At 73.5% G+C, this 18,971-nt stretch carries 14 protein-coding genes; 5 read left to right on the forward strand and 9 right to left on the reverse strand.

The genetic code is table 11. The features are described from left to right. The first annotated feature begins 323 nt into the window (after positions 1-323). Positions 324-1,637 carry a nucleotide sugar dehydrogenase gene (locus ASC99_RS01840; protein WP_057227372.1) on the forward strand — a complete coding sequence of 438 codons (1,314 nt, stop codon included), beginning with the start codon at positions 324-326 and terminating at the stop codon, positions 1,635-1,637. Positions 1,638-1,644: 7 nt separating this feature from the next. Here the strand turns inward: ASC99_RS01840 and ASC99_RS01845 are convergent, their stop codons facing one another. From ASC99_RS01845 to ASC99_RS01885, 8 genes are all read right to left on the reverse strand, one after another. Further along, positions 1,645-2,844 (reverse strand): hypothetical protein, encoded by a 1,200-nt coding sequence (locus tag ASC99_RS01845; protein WP_057227374.1) that lies wholly within the window; start codon positions 2,842-2,844, stop codon positions 1,645-1,647. Between the two features lie 200 nt (positions 2,845-3,044). Then, the coding region (locus tag ASC99_RS40030) for an SUKH-4 family immunity protein (protein WP_235582999.1) at positions 3,045-4,383 on the reverse strand (1,339 nt) is incomplete at its 5' end. Between the two features lie 765 nt (positions 4,384-5,148). Then, positions 5,149-6,177, reverse strand: a complete 1,029-nt coding sequence (locus ASC99_RS01860) for an SMI1/KNR4 family protein (RefSeq protein ID WP_057227377.1) — start codon at positions 6,175-6,177, stop codon at positions 5,149-5,151. Between the two features lie 122 nt (positions 6,178-6,299). Then, entirely contained in the window at positions 6,300-7,400 is a 1,101-nt protein-coding gene (locus ASC99_RS01865; RefSeq protein ID WP_057227379.1) for a DegT/DnrJ/EryC1/StrS aminotransferase family protein, read from the reverse strand. Next, the gene (locus tag ASC99_RS01870; RefSeq protein WP_057227381.1) at positions 7,397-8,878 is read right to left on the reverse strand and encodes an MBL fold metallo-hydrolase; all 1,482 of its coding nucleotides are present in this window, start codon (positions 8,876-8,878) and stop codon (positions 7,397-7,399) included. Before ASC99_RS01870 ends, ASC99_RS01865 begins: the two co-directional genes overlap by 4 nt. Next, on the reverse strand, positions 8,875-9,987 hold the full coding sequence (locus tag ASC99_RS01875) for a DegT/DnrJ/EryC1/StrS aminotransferase family protein (protein ID WP_057228020.1): 1,113 nt from the start codon (positions 9,985-9,987) through the stop codon (positions 8,875-8,877). The genes ASC99_RS01870 and ASC99_RS01875 overlap by 4 nt, the downstream gene beginning before the upstream one ends. 53 nt (positions 9,988-10,040) lie before the next feature. Next, positions 10,041-11,018: an NAD-dependent epimerase/dehydratase family protein gene (locus ASC99_RS01880; protein WP_057227384.1), complete on the reverse strand. Its 978-nt coding sequence runs from the start codon at positions 11,016-11,018 to the stop codon at positions 10,041-10,043. Then, the gene (locus ASC99_RS01885; RefSeq protein ID WP_235502739.1) at positions 11,015-12,175 is read right to left on the reverse strand and encodes a Gfo/Idh/MocA family protein; all 1,161 of its coding nucleotides are present in this window, start codon (positions 12,173-12,175) and stop codon (positions 11,015-11,017) included. The genes ASC99_RS01880 and ASC99_RS01885 overlap by 4 nt, the downstream gene beginning before the upstream one ends. A gap of 364 nt (positions 12,176-12,539) precedes the next feature. On the opposite strand from ASC99_RS01885, the gene ASC99_RS01890 reads away from it, so the two are divergent. The 3 genes from ASC99_RS01890 (at position 12,540) to ASC99_RS01900 (ending at position 14,742) form a co-directional block, all read left to right on the forward strand. Beyond that, entirely contained in the window at positions 12,540-13,001 is a 462-nt protein-coding gene (locus ASC99_RS01890; RefSeq protein WP_057227386.1) for a YwqJ-related putative deaminase, read from the forward strand. Between the two features lie 27 nt (positions 13,002-13,028). Then, the gene (locus tag ASC99_RS01895) at positions 13,029-13,529 is read left to right on the forward strand and encodes an SUKH-3 domain-containing protein (protein ID WP_057227389.1); all 501 of its coding nucleotides are present in this window, start codon (positions 13,029-13,031) and stop codon (positions 13,527-13,529) included. Between the two features lie 118 nt (positions 13,530-13,647). Continuing rightward, on the forward strand, positions 13,648-14,742 hold the full coding sequence (locus ASC99_RS01900; RefSeq protein ID WP_057227391.1) for an acyltransferase family protein: 1,095 nt from the start codon (positions 13,648-13,650) through the stop codon (positions 14,740-14,742). Here the strand turns inward: ASC99_RS01900 and ASC99_RS01905 are convergent. Beyond that, positions 14,654-15,928, reverse strand: coding sequence for a sensor histidine kinase (locus tag ASC99_RS01905; protein WP_057227393.1), 1,275 nt, complete (start codon positions 15,926-15,928; stop codon positions 14,654-14,656). The genes ASC99_RS01900 and ASC99_RS01905 overlap by 89 nt on opposite strands. A 221-nt stretch (positions 15,929-16,149) precedes the next feature. Between ASC99_RS01905 and ppc the strand changes: the two genes are divergently transcribed. Continuing rightward, entirely contained in the window at positions 16,150-18,945 is a 2,796-nt protein-coding gene (gene ppc / locus ASC99_RS01910) for a phosphoenolpyruvate carboxylase (RefSeq protein WP_057227394.1), read from the forward strand. Positions 18,946-18,971: the final 26 nt, after the last annotated feature.

Consider the following 18,971-nt stretch of genomic DNA (forward strand, 5'->3'; position numbering starts at 1 on the left):
CTGTCACTGCCCGTCCATGGTGATCGCGCAGGATGGTGTTCGTGCCCGCCGCACCCAACCGTGGGGGATGGCTGCGGCGGCGCGGACGCACCCCGATGGGGGTCGGAGTGCGTGGCCGGGCGGCCCTGGGTGGGGGCGCCCGCGCCCATTCGCGGGAGCCGTGGTGCCCTTTCCTGAAGGGCACCACGGCACCTGCTTTTTCCGGGACAACACCGTTCCCGCCACTTTGCCCGAAGGCCCACGCGGCCCGGCCGGGCTCCGTACTCTCTCGTGTGAAGACGGTGTGGGGACACCGTGAATCGCGATGGAGGGGGTACTTCGTCATGCGCGTCGTCATCGCAGGCCAGGGGTATGTGGGGCTGCCACTGGCGGTCCGGGCCGCCGAGGTCGGGCACCAGGTGGTCGGGTACGACGTGGACGAGCGGCGGATCAAGCGGCTGGCCCTCGGCGAGTCGTACGTCGAGGACATCCCGGCGGCGCGGCTGCGGCCGCTGCTGGAGAGCGGGGCGTACCAGCCGACCGCCGACCCGGCCGAGGTGGCGGGCTTCGACATCGCCGTGATCACCGTGCCGACGCCGCTCCGGGACGGGGTGCCGGACCTCTCGTACATCGAGTCCTCGGCCCGGCTGCTGGCGCAGCACCTGCGCCCGGGGGCCACCGTGGTGCTGGAGTCCACCACCTACCCGGGTACCACCGAGGAGCTGCTCGCCCCGATCCTGGAGCAGGGCTCGGGGCTGACGGCCGGTCAGGACTTCCACCTCGGCTACAGCCCGGAGCGGATCGACCCGGGCAACCCGACCTGGAAGCTGGAGAACACCCCCAAGGTGGTCTCCGGCACCTCGCCGGCCGGGCTGGCGGCGGTGGACGGCTTCTACGCCCAGCTGGTCGAGCGCACCGTACCGGTCTCCTCCACCAAGGAGGCCGAGCTGACCAAGCTGCTGGAGAACACCTTCCGGCACGTCAACATCGCGCTGGTGAACGAGCTGGCGATGTTCGCGCACGACCTCGGCATCGACGTCTGGGAGGCGATCGACGCCGCCTCCACCAAGCCGTTCGGCTATCTGCGCTTCACCCCGGGCCCGGGCGTCGGCGGGCACTGCCTGCCGATCGACCCGTCCTACCTGTCCTGGCGGGTGGAGCGGGCGCTCGGCCAGTCGTTCCGGTTCGTCGAGCTGGCCAACGACGTGAACAGCCACATGCCCGACTACGTGGTGCGCCGGCTGACCGAGGCGCTGAACGACCGTCAGCGGTCGGTCAAGGGCTCCCGGGTGCTGCTGCTCGGCCTGGCGTACAAGAAGAACACCGGCGACGCCAGGGAGACCCCGGCCGCCCGGGTGGCCGAGCTGCTGGTCCGGATGGGGGCCGAGGTGCACGCCGCCGACCCGCACGTGGTGGTCGGCGTCCACATGCCCGACCCGGTGATCCCCGGCCAGCGGGCCGCCGAACCGGACAGCCACGGCGACCCGTTCGCCGCCGTCCGCCGGGTCGAGGCCACCCCCGAGGAGCTGGCCGCCGCCGACGCCGTCGTCCTGCTCGCCGACCACGACGACTTCGACTACGAGGCCGTCACCACGCACGCCCGCTACATCCTGGACTGCCGCCGCCGGCTCACCGGGGCGGCAGTCGAGGTGCTCTGACGGGTCGTCAGCCTCGGCGGATCACCTCGCTGGGGTACTCGTGGCCGTCGTCCACGATCACGATCCTGGGGATGACCCGGGTCTCCGCATCGCCGGCCTTCGGCGCGGGGGCGGGCGGCGCCGGCGGGGCCGGGGGCTTCGCCGGGACGGCCGGGATCACCGGGATGACGGCGGTGGGTGCGTCGACGGGCCGGTCCTTCGGCGCGCCCTTCGGCGTGTCCTGAGGCGTGTCCTGAGGCGTGTCCTGAGGCGTGTCCTGAGGCGTGTCCGTCAGTACGTCCGTCGGTGCGTCCTGAGGCTCGGCCTCGGCCTGCGGCGGCTTCTCGATCTGGCCGACCACCGCGCCGGTGAGGGCGGCCAGGGTCTGCTTGATGTGGTCGAGGTGCTGCTGCACCTGCTCCAGCTCGGCGGCGAACTCACGCTGCTCGCGCTCGCTCGCGGACTGGATCTTCTCCGCCTCGCGCCGGGCCTTCGCGATCAGCCCCTCGGCCTTGGCGTTCGCCTGGGCGTCGGCCTGCTTGATCTGGGCGAGCACCGACTCGCGGTGCTGCTCGGCCTCCTTGAGGCGGCTCTCGGCGGTCGCCGAGATCTCGGCCTCCTCGGCGTCGGCCTTGGCCTCGGCGGCGGCGAAGGTCTCGTCGGCCCGGCGGCGCCGCTCGGCCAGCTTGTCCTCGGACAGTTCCTCGGCCTCGGCCGCGGCGACCCGGACCTTGGCGGCGGCAGCGGTCGCGCCGTCCCGGATCGCCCTGGCCTCCGCGTCGGCGGCCGCGCGGAGCTTCTCCGCCTCGGCCCTGGTCCGCTCCTCGGTGCGGCGGGCGGCCTGGTCGGCGTCGCTCCGGGTGGTGGCGGCGAACTCCTTGGCGGCGGTGGCGGCCGCCTGCCCGGCCTCGTACGCGTCGTCCCTGGCATCCTCGGCGGCGCGCTCGGCGAGCTCCCGGACGGCCAGCGCCTCGGCCTGGGCGATGGCCATCAGCTTGACGGCCTGCTCGCTGAGCGCCGCGTAGTCCGGGTCGGGTGCGTCCTCGGCGGCCTTGACGACCTCGGCGAGCCGCTTCTCCATCTCGCGGGCACCCGCGCCGAGCACGCTGAGCTGCTCCCACGCTCGGTCCCGATCGACCGTGAACGCGGCCAGCGCCGCGTCGACCTGCTCGGGCGCATAGCCCCGTCGGGCAGCGGTGAAGCCGTGCTGGGAGACTGCGTCGCTCATGGCTCTTCCCCTCGTGCTCGCGGGCTACGGAGCCCCGGTGGCGGACGTGATGGAGGAGCGCCGGTACGACGTTCCTCTTGACCTATTTTGCGCAGATGGGATCGAAACCCAAACAAGGCAGAGCCGGGGTAAGGCCATCCGACATGGCCCTACCCCGGCTCCGGGTGACTCAGCTCACCTCGGCCGTGACTCGGTTCGGATCAGAACAGCCCGTCCCAGAACTGCTCGAGCAGGACCGCCCACCAGGTCTCCGGCGACTGCAGGGCGGCCGGGTCGACGGCCAGCAGCTGGGCCTGGAAATCGGTGGTCCAGCGGCCCGCCTGATCGGGCGTCAGCCCGTAGCGCAGCCGCCACATCCGGCCCAGCAGGGCCAGCGAGCGGACGAACTCCGGGACGCCGGTGTTGACGAAGCGCGGGACCTCGCCGCCGTTCTCCAGGTCCACCGCCACCACGGCCGCGGTGCCGTACTGGACACAGAGCTGACGGCCGTAGTCGTTGCCCAGCACCAGGTAGCCACCGAAGTCCGGCCCGGCGGGCAGGCCGCGCTCGGCAGCCAGCTCGGCCAGCGTCGGGATCGGGCGGCCCTCCTGGGCCTGGGCCCAGAAGAACGGCGCGAAGTCGCGCGGCAGCCCGGCCCACATCAGGGTCTGCGCGACCGGCTCGGGCACGCCCTGCCGGGAGACCGCGCGCTGCTCGAACCGGAACACGCCGGGACCGAACACCTGACCGAGCTCGGCCGCCAGCTGCTGCGGTCCGGCCGGCGGCAGCGGTACCGGCGCACCGGAGAGCGCACCGGGCTGCGGCAGCGGCGCGCGGACCGGACGGGGGCGCTGCGGTGCGGCCGCGAGCTGGTGCAGCTGGTCCACGTGGTCCAACAGCACCGCCATCCCGGCCTGCCTGGCCTGCTGGTCGCGGCCGTACGGGGCGGTGTGGCTGAGCCGGACGTTCGGCCAGGCCGCCCGGACCATCCGCAGGCAGTAGCCGCCGGGCAGGTCACAGCACTCCAGGTCGGTGTGCAGTTCGAGCACCTGGTCCGGCGGGACGTTGAGACGGCGCAGCTCCTGGAGCGCCTTCCACTCCGGGTGCGGGGTGCCGGGCTCGCTGCGCTGGATCAGGGTCTGCTCGGAGCCGTCCGGACCCCGGTAGCGGACCACCGCGCTGCTGCCGGGGCCGATCGACGGCAGGCCCGTGTTCACCGGCGGCGGAGGCGGTACGGGCATCGGCGCCGGGGGGGCGGCCGGGGCCGGGGCACCCAGCGAGGCGGCGTCCGGGTAGCCGTAGCCGACCGGCGGCGCACCGGGGACCGGTACGGAGCCGGGGGCGGGCTGGGCGAGCGGGGAGCGCAGCTCGGCGGGCGGGGGCGGCGGCGGCGCGCTCGGGCCCCGGCCCGCACCGGGCGGGGGCGAGGCGGGCGGCGGGGTCGCCGGGCCGCGCAGCTCCACCGGCGGCGGGGGCGGCGGCGCGACGGGGTGACCCGGCGGCGGAACGGGCACGGTGGGCGGGCCGACCGGCGGCGCGCCGGGCAGGCCGTGCAGCCCCNCCCCGGCACACCGTCGGCCGCCAGCAGGGTCGGCGCGTACGGGGCACCGGGCGGGGGGCCGGCCGGTGGCACCGGCGCGCCACCGTACGGGGCCTGCATCCCGGGCGGCGGCGGGGCGAGCATGGTCGGGGCGTCACCGGCCGGACGGCCGGAGGCCGCGGGCGCGGTGAACACCGCAGGCGTCGGCGGCGGAGTCGACGGACCGTCAGCCGCTCCCGGCTCCGGCAGGTACGCCATCGGCGCGACCGGCGTCGCCCCGGCCGGCTCGGGCAGCGGCGGGGCCGGCTCGGGCAGCGGCGGGGTCGGGGCCACGGGCTCCGGCCGGGGCTGCTTCGTCAGGGTCGGGCCGTCGGCGGAGCCGGGCTCGCCGAGCCTGGCGTGCTCGGCCGCGATCGCCGCCTCGCCCGCGTCCTTGAGCCACTGCGGCGGACTGAGCAGGAAGGAGGTCGCCTCCACCGCGCCCTGCACGGGCTTGGCCGCCCCGGCCGGGTTGGGTTCGGTCGGGCTGCCGTAGACCGCCTCGTAGCGGCTGACCACCTCGTTGACCGGCAGGGCCGGCCAGAGCGTGCTGGCCCCGCTGTCCCGGGCGATCACCAGCCGGGGGCCCGGCGCCGAACCGGGATCGGCCGACGGCGCGTCCGTCCGCCGCTCCGCCCAGCAGACGAAGCCCAGGTCGAACTCCCTTACCCGGACCTCGCGTTGCTGCGAGCGCGGCACCCCGGCGTTGATCCAGTCCTCGGCCAGCTCCTGCGCCTGCGCGTACGTCACCACGCCCGCTGCACCCCGTCCCCGTTCACCGGGACGGCGCGGACGAAGCCGCCGTCCACCATCATCGCCGCCACCGTCTCCAACTCCTGCGGACTGCCCGCCAGTCGGAGCAGGAACTGGTCGAAGTCCGCCCCGCACGGCAGCAGCAGCCTGGCCACCCGCTGCTCCGGGGTCTCCGCCGGGTCGCCCGCGTCCCGGGCGTCGTCGTACAGGCTGAGCCAGACCGAACCGGTGTCCGCACCGCGCACCTTCAGCGCCAGCAGGCCGCCCTGGACGTACGCGATGCCCAGGTAGTCCTTGGTGAGGTGGTCGCGCAGGCACTTGTTGGCGTACACCAGGTCGTGGACGCCGTACTCCTCACTGAGCGTCAGGAACGGCTGGTCGATGAGCAGCCCGAGCTCGGTGTCCAGCGCGACGCCGACCGGGGCCCGGCCGCCCGCGAGCTTGAGGAAGTCCCGGTAGGCGGGCGGCAGCGGGTGGCCGAGTCGCTGCTCCGCGCGCTGGACCAGGTCCTCGGTGACGGCCAGCGGGTCGCCGCCGTCCAGCGCCAGCGGGAAGTGCGCGGGGCGGTGCTCCTGCAGCGGCCTGGTCCCCCGGCGGCCGTGGTCGGCCCCGGAGTGGGCCAGCCCGCCGTGGTGCCGCAGCAGCGCCTTGACCTCGACCGGGACCAGCTCCATCCGCCGCCAGCCGGGCGCGGCCCGGCCGCTGACGTGGTGCCAGGTCCAGCCGGGCGGCGTGGCCACGGCGGTGCCCTGGTCGGCCCAGAGCTCGTGCCCCTCGGTGTAGAGCGCGGCGTTCGCCGACACGTAGTCGGTCAGCCGCAGCTCGTCCACCCCGAAGCCGTCCGGCGGATCGGCCACCTCGGCCACCGCCACGGCGTAAGGACCGAAGTCCGGCAGCCCCGCCTCGTCCACCCGCACCCCGGCCGGGTACCTCCCCGCCCGGACCGGATCGGGAAACTGCACCACCTGCCCCGCGTACGCCCCGTTGGGCGCGGCGGCAGTACCGGGCCGACCTGTCGTCATCTGGGTGCCCCCACTGGCTGCTGCGACGATTGCTGCAGACAGCCTAGGGGGTGCGGCGAGGCCCGAGCGGCAGTGGCCCGGGTTGTCCGGACGCGGACCACCTGCGCGCCACTGCCGCTCCGTCAGATCCTGGCCAGCGCCTTCGCCAGGGTCTCAGCAATGAAGATCTGCTGGTCCGCGGTCAGGTGCGGGTGCAGCGGGAGGGTCAGGATCTCCCGGGCGGCGCGTTCGGTGACCGGGAAGCTGCCCTCGGGGTGGCCCAGGTACTGGAAGGCGGGCTGGAGGTGGACCGGGACGGGGTAGTGGATGCCCGCGCCGATGCCGGCCGCGTGCAGGGCGGCGAGCACCTCGTCGCGGCCGCGGGGCACCCGGACCGCGTACAGGTGCCAGACGTGTTCGTTGCCGGGCAGGGTGACCGGGAGGGTGAGGCCGGGCAGGCCGGCCAGCAGCTGGTGGTAGCGGACGGCGGCGGCCCGGCGGGCGACGTTCCAGCCGGGCAGGTGGCGGAGCTTGGCGCGCAGCACCACGGCCTGCAGGGTGTCCAGCCGGGAGTTGAAGCCGAAACGCTCGTGGATGTACTTCTCGCTGGACCCGTGGTCGCCGATCTCCCTTACCAGGGCGGCGAGTTCGGCGGAGTCGGTGACCACGGCACCCGCGTCGCCGTAGGCGCCGAGGTTCTTGCCCGGGTAGAAGCTGGTCGCGGCGAGCAGGCCCCAGGAGCCGGAGGGGCGGCCGTGCCGGGTGGCACCCTGCGACTGGGCGCCGTCCTCGATCACCGGACGGCCTTCGGCGAGCTCCAGGATCTGCTCCATCGGCGCGAGCTGGCCGTTCAGGTGCACCGGCAGGTACGCGTCGGCGGCGGCCTCGGCGGCCCGCGCCGGGTCGATCAGCAGCGCGTAGGGGTCGACGTCCACCAGCACGGGGTAGAGACCGGCCCTGACCACCGCCTCGGCGGTGGCGACGAAGGTGTTGGCGGGCAGCACCACCCGGGCCCCGGCGGGGAGTTCGAGGGCGCGCAGGGCCATCTCGATCGCGTCGGTGCCGTTGGCGGTGCCGACCGCGTGGGAGACGCCGGAGAAGGCCGCGTACTCGGCCTCGAAGGCGGTCACGTCCGGGCCCTTGATGTAGGCGCCGGAGGTGAGCACCCGGTCGAAACCGGCCCTGACCTCCTCGGCGACCTCGGCGTGGGCGGCTTGCAGGTCGACGAGCGGGATCGGGTTCATCCGACGGGCCCTTCCAGGGAGAGGTGTTCGACGAGCAGGGGCAGGGAGCCGCCGGAGAGACAGCGGCCGGTCCTGGCATCCCACTTCCAGTGGTGCCGGGGGCACTCGATCACGCCGTCCGCGATCACGGCATGGCCCAGGTCCTCGCCCGCGTGCGGGCAGTAGCGCTGGAACCGGAGGCCCTCCCGCTCAACCAGCTGTCCGGCGGCGGCGGTCCGCTCCCGGACCAACTGGCGGGTCTGGGCGGGCTGGTGGCCGTACCGGAGCAGGCTGAGCAGGGTGAGGTCGAAGACGTCCGGGTCGCGGTGCAGGCTGAGCCGCATCGAGAGCAGCGCCTCCTCCCAGCCGGCCCGGCCGTCCAGCACCGCGCGCAGCGCCCGGGCCGGGACCCGGATGGTGTAGGCGGGGTCCACCGGTTCGTCCTCGAGCTCGACCCGCAGCGCCAGCTCGCCGAGCGGCAGGGCGCAGACCGTGCCGTCGGTCTCCAGCCGCAGGTCGCGCCGGTAGTCGGCGAGCAGCGGCCGGTTCAGCCGCTGGAGCCGGGCGAAGTGCTCGGCCACCTCGGCGGGGTCCACGGTCGGGTCCTGGCCCCGGTGGTAGCCCTCCCACTCGTCCCGGCGGCGCTCCCGGTACGCCGCCAGGTAGCCCGCCGGGTCGGTGGCCCAACTGCCGGGCTCGGACGGGGAGTCGACCAGGTCGCCGGGGCCGGTGCGGAGCACCTCGGTGCCGGGGCAGGCGTCCGCGAAGGTCGCGGCGACGTCCTCCCACTGCGGGAAGATGGTGGCCGCCCGGTCGTTGAAGCGGTCCAGCTCCGGGTCGAGGAAGCAGGCGGGACCGGCCGAGGGCAGGTAGGCCCGCGCGCCGGTCAGCTTCACCTTGCGGACCAAGGTGTCCAGCAGGTCGGCCCGGACCGCGGCGGTCTTGGCGGCCATCGCCTCGGGCGGGTAGTCGTAGGCGTTCGGGTACCACATCGCGCCGGAGTACTGCGCGGCCAGTAGGTCGATGCCGTCCGGGAGTTCGGACATCGGGGTGTTGCAGTCGTTCAGGTCCAGGAAGCGGTAGCCGCCCAGGTCGAGCAGCAGCCCGCTGTCCTCCTTGTGGCTGGTGTCCAGCAGCATGGTGGCGGTCGCGTCGGGCCCGAGCCGGTACGTCTCCCGGTGGCCGAGCAGCACCTGCCGGCCGAAGCCGAGCCGGTTCAGGCGCTTGCGCAGCCCGTGCGAACGGAACCTGGGCACCAGCACCGTGACGTCCCGGGAGAGCTGCCCGAGCAGCCGCTCGTCGAAGTGGTCCTCGTGGGTGTGCGAGACGTACAGGAAGTCGTAGCGTCCTTCGACCACCTCGGGCAGCAGCGCCCGGTTGTCGGGGTAGGGGAACCAGGCGTCCAGGAAGGCGGGGTGGAACCAGGGGTCGATCAGGATGCGCAGACCGGCGTGCCCGACCACGAATCCCGCGTGGCCGAGGTGCCTGATCTCGGTCAACCGAGGATCGCCCGGAGCGCGCCGACCACGGTGTCCTGCTGCTGCTCGGTGAGCGTGTGGAAGAGCGGCAGGATCAGCGAACGCCCGGTCAGCAGCTCGGTGTTGGGCAGCGGCTCTCGGGCAGCGTCCTTGTACGGGGCCTCCAGGTGGGCCGCCATGATGCCGCGGCGGGCGGACACCCCGGCCCCGGCCAGCCGGGTCAGCACCTCGGTGCGGTCCGGCGCGTCCTCGGGCAGCAGCAGCCAGCAGGCCTGGAAGTTGCCGGTGCCGTGCGCCGGGTCGGCCACCAGCCGCTCGCCCAGCGGGCCGAGCAACGACCGGTAGCGGGCGGCCAGTTCGCGCCTCCGGGCGACCATCGCGGGCAGCTTGCCGAGCTGCACCAGGCCGATCGCGGCCTGGATGTCGGTCATCCGGTAGTTGTAGCCGATCTCGTCGTAGGTCTCGACCACCCCGGCCCCGCCGCTCGCGGCGTGCCGGTCGGCGGCCGAGACACTCATCCCGTGCTCGCGCAACCGCCGCAGCCGGGCGGCGAGTTCGCCGTCCTGACAGGTCACCATGCCGCCCTCGCCGGTGGTCAGCAGCTTGCGCGGGTGGAACGAGTACGCGGCGATCGCGGCCCCGCTGCCCACCGGGCGCCCGCGCAGCAGCGACCCGGCCCCGCAGGCGGCGTCCTCGATCACGGTGATGCCACGCGGCCCGGCCAGCGCCTCGAGCGCGGTCAGGTCGACCGGTACGCCGCCCTGGTCCACCGCGATCACCGCTCTGGTGCGCTCGGTGAGCAGCGGCGCGACGGTCTCGGCGGTCAGGTTGCCGGTGGCGAGCTCCACGTCCGCGAAGACCGGGACGGCGCCGACGTAGGTGACCGCGTTGGCGGTGGCGACGAAGGAGAGCGAGGGCACCACCACCTCGTCCCCGGGGCCGACCCCCGCGCCGATCAGCGCCAGGTGCAGCGCGGTGGTGCAGGAGGAGACCGCGACGGCGTGCGGCACGCCGAGGTGGTCGGCGAAGGCCCGCTCGAACTCGGCGACCCGGGGGCCCTGGGCCACCCAGCCGGAGCGGACGGCCTCGGCGGCGGCCAGGGCCTCCTGCTCGCCGAGCCAAGGAATCATGACGGGAATGGTGGACACAGGGCTGCTCCGAACTACCTTGCAGGGACGGACAGTTACTGCTCGCGCCACCAGGCGACCAGCTGGCGCAGGCCCTCGTCCAGGCCCAGCTCCGGCTTCCAGCCGAGCTCGCGCTCGGCGGCCGAGATGTCGGCCAGCCGGCGGACCACGCCACCGGCGGTGCCCCGGGCCGGGCCGTGCTCGACGTCCAGCTCGGAGTCCATCGCGCGCAGCAGCGCGTCGGCCAGACCGCGCAGCGAGACCTCGGTGGAGCTGGCGATGTTGTAGACCCGGTCGGTGACCGGGGCGGCGGCGGCCAGCAGGTTGGCCCGCGCGATGTCCTCGGTGTGCACGAAGTCCATGGTCTGCGCACCGTCGCCGAAGATCAGCGGCGGCTCCCCGCCGTTGATCCGCTCCATCCAGCGGATGAACACCTCGGTGTAGCGGCCGTGCACGTCCATCCGGGGGCCGTAGACGTTGAAGTAGCGCAGCGCCACGTAGTCGAGACCAAACATCGCGTGGAAGCTGCGCAGCAGGCCCTCGTTGAAGACCTTGGCCGCGCCGTACAGCGTGTCGTTGTTGTACGGGTGCTGGGTCTCCGGCGTCGGGAAGGTGTCGGCCAGGCCGTAGACCGAGGCGGTGGAGGAGGCGATCACCTTCTTCACCCCGCACTCGGCGGCGGCCTCGACCACGTCGAAGGTGCCGTCCACCATGATCTCCAGCGCCAGCCGGGGTTCGGCGGCGCACTGGGTGATCCGGATCGCGGCCAGGTGGAACAGCAGGTCGGTGTCCTCGCCGAGCAGCTCGCGCAGCAGTGCCCGGTCCCTGATGTCGCCGTCCACCACCCGGAGTTGCCCCGGGGCGGCGATCGACTCGGCGTGCGCCAGGTTGGCCATCCGGCCCCGGACGAAGTTGTCGAGCACGACCACCTCGCGGGCACCGCCCACGAGCAGTTGGTCGACCACGGTGGAGCCGATGGTCCCGGCCCCACCGGTGACCAGACAGCGGGATCCCTCGATCGGGACAGCGTTCATCGGGCGGTGGCCCTCTCCTGAGCAGTGATCAGTTCTACGTCGCCGGTCGGCTCCACCGGCACGGTGGCACCGCCGAGTTCGAGGCTGCGCGAGGCGGCGTGCAGCAGCCGCAGCACCCGCAGTCCGGACCGGCCGTCGGTGAGCGGGGCCCGGCCCTCGGTGATGGCGGCGGCGAACTCCGCCATCACGTTGCGCAGCGCCTCCTGCTCGACCAGCGCGGGGGCGACCATCTCGCCGACCCGGTAGGAGATCAGCGCCTGGTGCCGGATCGCGTCGGTCAGCTCGTCCGGCGGGGTGAGGTCCACCCCCCGGTCGTGCACGGCCAGCCGGGCCTGCGGGTTGAGGTCGTCCCAGACCAGGGTCCGGCGGGAGCCGCCGATCATGGTGGTGCGGACCTTGGTGGGCGAGAGCCAGTTGACGTGGCAGTGCGCCAGCGCGCCGTTGCTCAGCCGCACCGTCAGGTACGCCACGCAGGCCCGCCCGGCACCGATCGGATCGGCGCCCTGGGCGCTCACGCCGACCGGCTCGACGCCCGGCGGCAGCACGAAGTCCAGGATCGACAGGTCGTGCGGGGCGAGGTCCCAGAGCACGTCCACGTCGGGCTGGACCAGCCCGAGGTTGATCCGCACCGAGTCGAAGAACTGGATGTCGCCCAGCTCGCCGCCGTGCACCAGCTCCCTGATCCGGCGCACCACCGGGGTGTAGCAGAAGGTGTGATCGCACATCAGCACCAGCCCGCGGGCCTCGGCCAGCTCGCAGAGCTCGGCGGCCTCCTCGGCGGAGGTGGTGATCGGCTTCTCCACCAGCACGTGCTTGCCGGCCTCCAGCGCGGCCCGCACCAGCTTGTAGTGCGCGGCCGCCGGGGTGGCGATCGCGACCGCCCGCACCCGCGGGTCCGCGAGCACCTCCTCGAACGAGGTGGTGGACCTGACGGTGCTGTACTCCCCCAGCACCCGGCGGGACTTGGCCTCGTCCAGGTCGCAGAGCCAGTGCAGCCGCAGGGCGGCCGTCTGCTGTGCGTTCCGGACCAGATTCGGCCCCCAGTACCCGGCGCCGACCACGGCCATGCCGATCCGCTCGGCGACCACGGGCTCGGGCACCCCGGGCGTGGGCACGTGCTCGCCGGGCGCCTCGTGCGCCACCGCGTCGGCCGACACTGCTCCGGATGACACTGCTCCGGACGACGTCATCGCAAGACCCCCCTTGCTCGGTACCGGCGGCCCCTTCGCCGTCGGCTGCCCCCGCAGTCGGCCGGCGCCGTCCGTTTCCCCCACGGTCGACCCGGCCCTGCTGCCGGAACGCTATCTGCTGCCGTCAGCGTGCGGGGGCCGAATCGGGAAAACGTGGGGGAATGGTGAAGCCCGGTCAACGGACGGCGGGTCAGTCACCCGATCGGCCCCCGACGTCGGCAATGTCGGCGGCGTTTGGCAGGCTTGACCCCTACTGTCGGACACCACCCGTCCGCCGGACCGTCGAATCCCCGGTCCGGACCGTCAAGACCCCGGTGAGGAGCAGCCGCCCATGGAGCAGACCGAGCCGTCGCACGCCCCGGCGCTGCGCCACCTCCGGGACAGCCTGCTCCCTGCCGTGGCGGCCGCACTCTCGCTGAAGAACGGCACCGTGCACACGCTGGCCGGGCACAAGCCCGATCTGCTGCCCGAGCTGCACCCGCTGGTCGCCGAGTTCCTGACCGGGCTGCCGACCGAGCAGCGCGAGCGGTTCGTCGGCCGCTGCCCTGAGGCGGAGCTGCTGTCCCGGTTCCTGGCCGAGGTGGACACCACCCGGTCCAAGCGGTCCGCCCGCAAGCCGCTCACCCTGCACGACGCCCGCAAGGCGCTGAAGGGCTCGCGGCTGACCACCGTCCGGATCCGCGAGGAGGGCGACCCGGCGCACGGCACCCACGCGCCGCCCTGCCGCTCCTGCGAGCCGCTGCTCGGCCACCTCCAGGTGGCCAGCGTCGCAGTCGGCCCCACCGCGTCCTGACCCCGCCCCGTACGACTGGAGCCCGCACTGAACTCCGCTCTCCGCACCCAGCCGCGCTTCCCCGCCGACGTCGCCGCCGCGCTCAAGCAGGCCGGCTGGCACCCGGGCCGCTGGCAGATCCGGCAGGCCGAGGAGTGGGCCGACGCGCTGGTCGCGCACGGCTCCCCGGACGGGGTCCAGCACGCCGTCTTCCCGGCCGCGATCGAGGCCTGGGCCGAGTTCGGCGGGCTGGCCGTCGAACTGGCCGGAGCCGGCCGGGAGATCGCCCGGACGCCGTTCCTGCTCGACCCGCTCTGCGGGCTGCACCAGCCGCGCACCCTGGCCGACCTGGGCCGGGCGCTGGGCAGCCGGGTCGCGCCGCTCGGCGAGGAGGCGTACGGCCAGGCACTGCTGGCCGTCGACGAGGAAGGCCGGGTGTACAGCCTGGACCACACCGGCGAGTGGTACCTGGGCCGTTCGGTCGACCAGGCGGTGGCCGCCCTGGTGCTCGGCCTGCAGCCCGAACGGCTGAGCGCGCTGACGGTATGACAGGACCCTGCGGCACGTGACACTTTCGCCGATTCACCGCCGCTGAACGCCCGTTGAGTCCACACTGACCCCCAGCCCGATTGTGGAGCTTTCGCGGGGAACAGCAGGAGGATTCGCGTTGGAACGCCAACCGCTCTTCGACAACGCCAAGTTCGCCGCGGTCGCACTGGTGGTCTGCGCCCACACCTGGATGCCGCTGCTGGAGAAGAACCGCACGGTCGGCGTGGTGGTGCTGACCATCGCGGCCTTCTCGATGCCGGTCTTCATCGTGCTCTGCGGCTACTTCGCCCGCCCCAGGCCAGGACGTCCCCAGGTCGACGGCGGCCGGCTGATCGGCCAGCTCGTGGTGCCCTACCTGGTCTTCCAACTCCTGTACAACCTGGTCGGGATGGCCCTGGAGCAGGAGCTCCAGCCGATCCGCCTGCTGGAGCCGCGCTGGCTCACCTGGTTCCTGCTGTCGCTGCTGATCTGGCGCCTCAGCGTGCCGCTCTGGACCGCACTGCGGCACCCGCTGCCGGTCGCCGTGCTGGTCGCGGCCGGCTCCGGCGCGCTGCACGCCTACCCGCCCGAACTCGCGCTCGACCGGACCTTCGGCTTCCTGCCCTGGTTCGTGCTCGGCCTGGTGCTCCGGCCGCAGCACTTCGAACTGCTGCACCACCGGACGGTCCGCGCACTGGCCCCGCTCGGCCTGCTCGCCGCGTTCGCCGCCACCTGGCTGGCCTACCCCAAGCTGCTGAACTCCGCCTGGCTCGAGTACACCGAGACCGCCACCCAGCTCGGCGTCGGCTACCCGGTCTGGCTGGCCGTCAAGGCCGCCCTCGGCCTGCTCTCGCTGGTCGCCGCCGCCTCGTTCCTCGCCCTGCTCCCGGCCCGTCGGCTGCGCTGGACCTCGCTCGGCGCCGCCTCGCTGTACGTCTACCTGCTGCACGGCCTGCCGCTCAAGGTGCTGCAGGCCGGCGGCGTCTACCACGCCCGCTCGCTGCAGCACGCCTGGACGGCGCTGCCGGTCTACGGCGGGTTCGCGCTCGCCCTGGCGGTGCTGCTCAGCCTGCCGGTCAGCGTCCGGCTGTTCGGCCCGCTGGTGCAGCCACCGGTCGGCAAGCTGCTCCGCAAGCCGCCGGTGCCTACGCCAGCCGACTGTCCCGCACCGCGAGCCGGGACGGCAGTACCGCCACCACCCGGAACCCCCCGTCCGGCTCCGGCCCGGCACTGAAGCTGCCGCCCAGCGCAAGCACCCGCTCGCGCATCCCGAGCAGCCCGTTGCCCCCGCTGGGCAGACCCACCTCACGCTCGCCACCGCCCGGGCAGTCGTTCAGCACCGCGACCCGGACCCCGTTCGGCACAAAGGCCAGCAGCACCGAGACCCGGGCCCCGCCGGCGTGCTTGTGAGCATTCGTCAGCCCCTCCTGCACCACCCGGTACGCGGTCTGCTCCGCCTCCGGCACGTACTGCTGCCGGGCACCGCTGACCGTCAGGGTGACCAGCATCCCGGCCGCCTCCGACTGCTGCACCAGGCGGGTCAGCTCGGCCAGCCCGGCCGGGGGCGCCATCGCCTCCTCGGACATCCGCAGCACCCCGAGGATCTCGCGCAGCTCGTTCAGCGCCTGCCGGCCCACCTCGCCCATCAGCTTGGCGCTCTCCTGCGCCTTCGCCGGGTCCTTCGGGATCACCCGCTCCAGCGCCCCCGCGTGCACCACCATCAGGCTCACCCGGTGCGCCACCACGTCGTGCATCTCCCGGGCGATCCGGGTGCGCTCCTCCAGCCGGGCCCGGCGGGCCCGCTCCTGGGCCTGCTCGGCCAGCAGGTCGAGCTCGGTCTCCAGGCCGTGCGCCCGGTCCTTCAAGCTCTCCACCAGCCGACGGCGGGCCCCCAGATACAGCCCGGTCACCACCGGCGGGACCGTCAGCCCGATCGAGATCAGCACCGCCATCACCACGAACACCCAGGCCGGCGGCTGCTGCTGCTCGACCGTCCCGCCGTCCGGCAGGAACATGTAGAGCAGCACCACCGCCAAGGTCTCGACGAACGCCAGCGCCGAGAGCGCCACCACCCGCCACCGTCTGGTCGGCCACTCCCAGGTCGCCGCCAGGGTGTACAGCGACACCATCAGCAGCACCACGCCGAACGACCCCGGTACGAAGACCAGCGCCACCACCACCGGTACGGCGGGCCACCTGCGACGCACCACCAGGCTCGCGCCCGAGAGCGCCCCCAGCACCGCAGCCGTCACGGCGACCGGCAGCGACCAGTCCAACTGCACCCGGGCCGTCGAGAACGCCCCCAGGGCACACTCCAGCCCGGCCAGCCCGGCCAGTCCGACATCCAGCACCACGCTGCGGCGCCGCCCCCACCACCACAGTGATCGGCCCGGCCCGCCCCCCTCCGGCGAGTTGCTCATGTCGGCCAGCCTATGCGAGCGGGCAACCGGATAACCCGCTCCGCTGTCGGCAGCCGCGTCAGAAGACAGGGGTGCCAAGTGTGTCCGCCATGCGGTTACCTCGCCGAGACGGCACCGGGTGCCACCTATGCTGTTCGCGACGGACAGCGCGGTCCGCACACACCGCCTTCACCCAGGCGGCGAGAGCCGTTGCCGAACCCCACCACCACAGGGAGCCAGCCGTGACCGCTCCGGTCCCCACTCCGGCGGAGAGCCCCACGCCGATCGCCGACAACGCCGCGCTCCGCGCGGACATCCGCCGTCTCGGCGACCTGCTCGGCGAGACCCTGGTCCGCCAGGAGGGCGCCGAGCTGCTCGGCCTGGTCGAGCAGGTCCGTCTGCTGAGCCGCACCGACGGCGAGGCGACCGCCGAGCTGCTCTCCGGGATCGACCTGGAGACGGCGGCCAAGCTGGTCCGGGCCTTCTCCACCTACTTCCACCTGGCGAACGTCACCGAGCAGGTGCACCGCGGCCGCGAGTTCGCCACCCGCCGGGCCAAGGAGGGCTCGCTGCTGGCGCAGACCGCCGACCAGCTGGCCGACGCCGACCCGAAGCACCTGGCCGACACGCTGGCGCATCTGGCGGTCCGTCCGGTCTTCACCGCGCACCCGACCGAGGCCGCCCGCCGCAGCGTCCTCAACAAGCTGCGCCGGATCGGCGAGCTGCTCGAACGCATCCACCGCGAGCACGCCGCCTCCGGCCTCTCCACCACCGACCCGGTCCGGCACTCCTCGGCGAAGCGTCAGGCCGACCGCCGCCTCGCCGAGGTGATCGACCTGCTCTGGCAGACCGACGAGCTGCGGATCGCCCGTCCGGAGCCCACCGACGAGGCCCGCAACGCCGTCTACTACCTGGACGAGCTGTACCGCGAGGCCGTCCCGGAGGTGCTGGAGGAGCTGCACGAGGAGCTGGCCCGGGTCGGGCTGAGCCTGCCCGAGGGCGTCCGCCCGCTGACCTTCGGCACCTGGATCGGCGGCGACCGGGACGGCAACCCGAACGTCACCCCGCAGGTCACCTGGGACGTGCTCAACCTGCAGCACGAGTACGGCATCAAGGACGCCCTGGCCGCCGTCGACGACCTGCGCAACTCGCTCTCCACCTCGGTCCGCCTGGCCGGTGCCTCGGAGGAGCTGCTCGCCTCGCTGGACGCCGATCTCCGGCTGCTGCCCGAGCTGAGCCCGCGCTACAAGCGGATGAACGCCGAGGAGCCGTACCGGCTCAAGGCCACCTGCGTCCGGCTCAAGCTGGAGAACACCCGCGAGCGGCTCGCCGCCGGCACCCCGCACGTCCCCGGCCGGGACTACCTGGGCACCCGCGAGCTGGTCGCCGATCTGAAGCTCATTCAGGACTCGCTGCGCGCCCACCGGGGCGAGCTGATCGCCGACGGCCGGCTGGCCCGGGCGATCCGCACCGTGGAGGCGTTCGGCCTCCAGCTCGCCACCATGGACGTCCGCGAGCACGCCGAGGCGCACCACCACGCGCTCGGCCAGCTCTTCGACCGGCTCGGCGAGGAGGCCTGGCGCTACGCGGACATGCCGCGCGAGTACCGGCAGAAGCTGCTCGCCAAGGAGCTGCGCTCGCGCCGCCCGCTGGCGCCCACCCCGGCCCCGCTGGACGCGGCGGGCACCAAGACGCTCGGTGTCTTCAACACCATCCGGGAGGGCTTCGACCGGTTCGGCGACGAGATCGTCGAGAGCTACATCATCTCGATGTGCCAGGGCGCGGACGACGTCTTCGCGGCCACCGTGCTGGCCCGCGAGGCCGGTCTGATCGACCTGCACGCCGGGATCGCCACCATCGGCATCGTCCCCCTCCTGGAGACCACCGACGAACTCCAGGAAGCGGACCGCATCCTGGACGAGATGCTCTCCGACCCGTCCTACCGCCTGCTGGTCTCGCTCCGCGGCGACATCCAGGAGGTGATGCTCGGCTACTCGGACTCGTCCAAGTTCGGCGGCATCACCACCTCGCAGTGGGAGATCCACCGGGCCCAGCGCCGACTGCGCGACGTGGCCCACCGGTACGGCATCCGGCTGCGGCTGTTCCACGGCCGCGGCGGCACCGTCGGCCGCGGCGGCGGCCCCTCGCACGAGGCGATCCTGGCCCAGCCCTGGGGCACCCTGGAGGGCGAGATCAAGGTCACCGAGCAGGGCGAGGTGATCTCGGACAAGTACCTGCTCCCCTCGCTGGCCCGGGAGAACCTGGAGCTGACCCTGTCGGCCACGCTGGCCGCCTCCGCCCTGCACACCGCCCCGCGCCAGGCGCCCGAGGAGCTGGCCCGCTGGGACCAGGTGATGGACCAGGTCTCCGAGGCCGCGCACACCTCCTACCGCGCACTGGTCGAGCAGGAGGACCTGCCGAAGTACTTCTTCGCGGCCACCCCGGTCGACCAGCTGGCCTCGCTGCACCTGGGCTCCCGCCCGTCCCGCCGCCCGGACTCCGGCGCCGGCCTGGACGGCCTGCGGGCCATCCCGTGGGTCTTCGGCTGGACCCAGTCCCGGCAGATCGTGCCCGGCTGGTACGGCGTCGGCTCCGGCCTGGCGGCGGCCCGCGAGGCCGGTCTGGGTGACGTGCTGGCCGAGATGCACGGCCAGTGGCACTTCTTCCAGAACTTCCTCTCCAACGTCGCGATGACGCTGGCCAAGACCGACCTGCGGATCGCCCGGCACTACGTCGAGCAGCTGGTCCCGGCCGAGCTGCACCACGTCTTCGACCAGATCGTGGCCGAGCACGACCTGACCCTGAAGGAGGTGCTCCGGCTCACCGGCGAGAGCGAACTCCTGGAGCACAACGAGGTGTTGAAGCAGACCTTCACGGTCCGCGACGCCTACCTCGACCCGATCTCCTACCTCCAGGTCGCCCTGCTCCGCCGCCAGCGCGAGCAGCTCGCCCAGGGCGGCGCCGAGGACCCGCTGCGGGCCCGGGCCCTGCTGCTGACCGTCAACGGCATCGCGGCCGGCCTGCGCAACACCGGCTGACCCGCGAAAACGTCAGGAGGGGCGGT

This window comes from Kitasatospora sp. Root107 (assembly GCF_001424875.1).
Lineage (GTDB): Bacteria > Actinomycetota > Actinomycetes > Streptomycetales > Streptomycetaceae > Kitasatospora.

Excerpts from the sequence above, each read along its gene's own strand:
- ASC99_RS01840 (WP_057227372.1), top strand. The coding sequence starts at position 324 with ATGCGCGTCGTCATCGCAGGCCAGGGGTATGTGGGGCTGCCACTGGCG.
- ASC99_RS01860 (WP_057227377.1), bottom strand. The coding sequence starts at position 6,177 with ATGACGACAGGTCGGCCCGGTACTGCCGCCGCGCCCAACGGGGCGTAC.
- ASC99_RS01890 (WP_057227386.1), top strand. The coding sequence starts at position 12,540 with ATGGAGCAGACCGAGCCGTCGCACGCCCCGGCGCTGCGCCACCTCCGG.
- ASC99_RS01845 (WP_057227374.1), bottom strand. The coding sequence starts at position 2,844 with ATGAGCGACGCAGTCTCCCAGCACGGCTTCACCGCTGCCCGACGGGGC.
- ASC99_RS01880 (WP_057227384.1), bottom strand. The coding sequence starts at position 11,018 with ATGAACGCTGTCCCGATCGAGGGATCCCGCTGTCTGGTCACCGGTGGG.
- ASC99_RS01905 (WP_057227393.1), bottom strand. The coding sequence starts at position 15,928 with ATGAGCAACTCGCCGGAGGGGGGCGGGCCGGGCCGATCACTGTGGTGG.
- ASC99_RS01865 (WP_057227379.1), bottom strand. The coding sequence starts at position 7,400 with ATGAACCCGATCCCGCTCGTCGACCTGCAAGCCGCCCACGCCGAGGTC.
- ASC99_RS01875 (WP_057228020.1), bottom strand. The coding sequence starts at position 9,987 with ATGATTCCTTGGCTCGGCGAGCAGGAGGCCCTGGCCGCCGCCGAGGCC.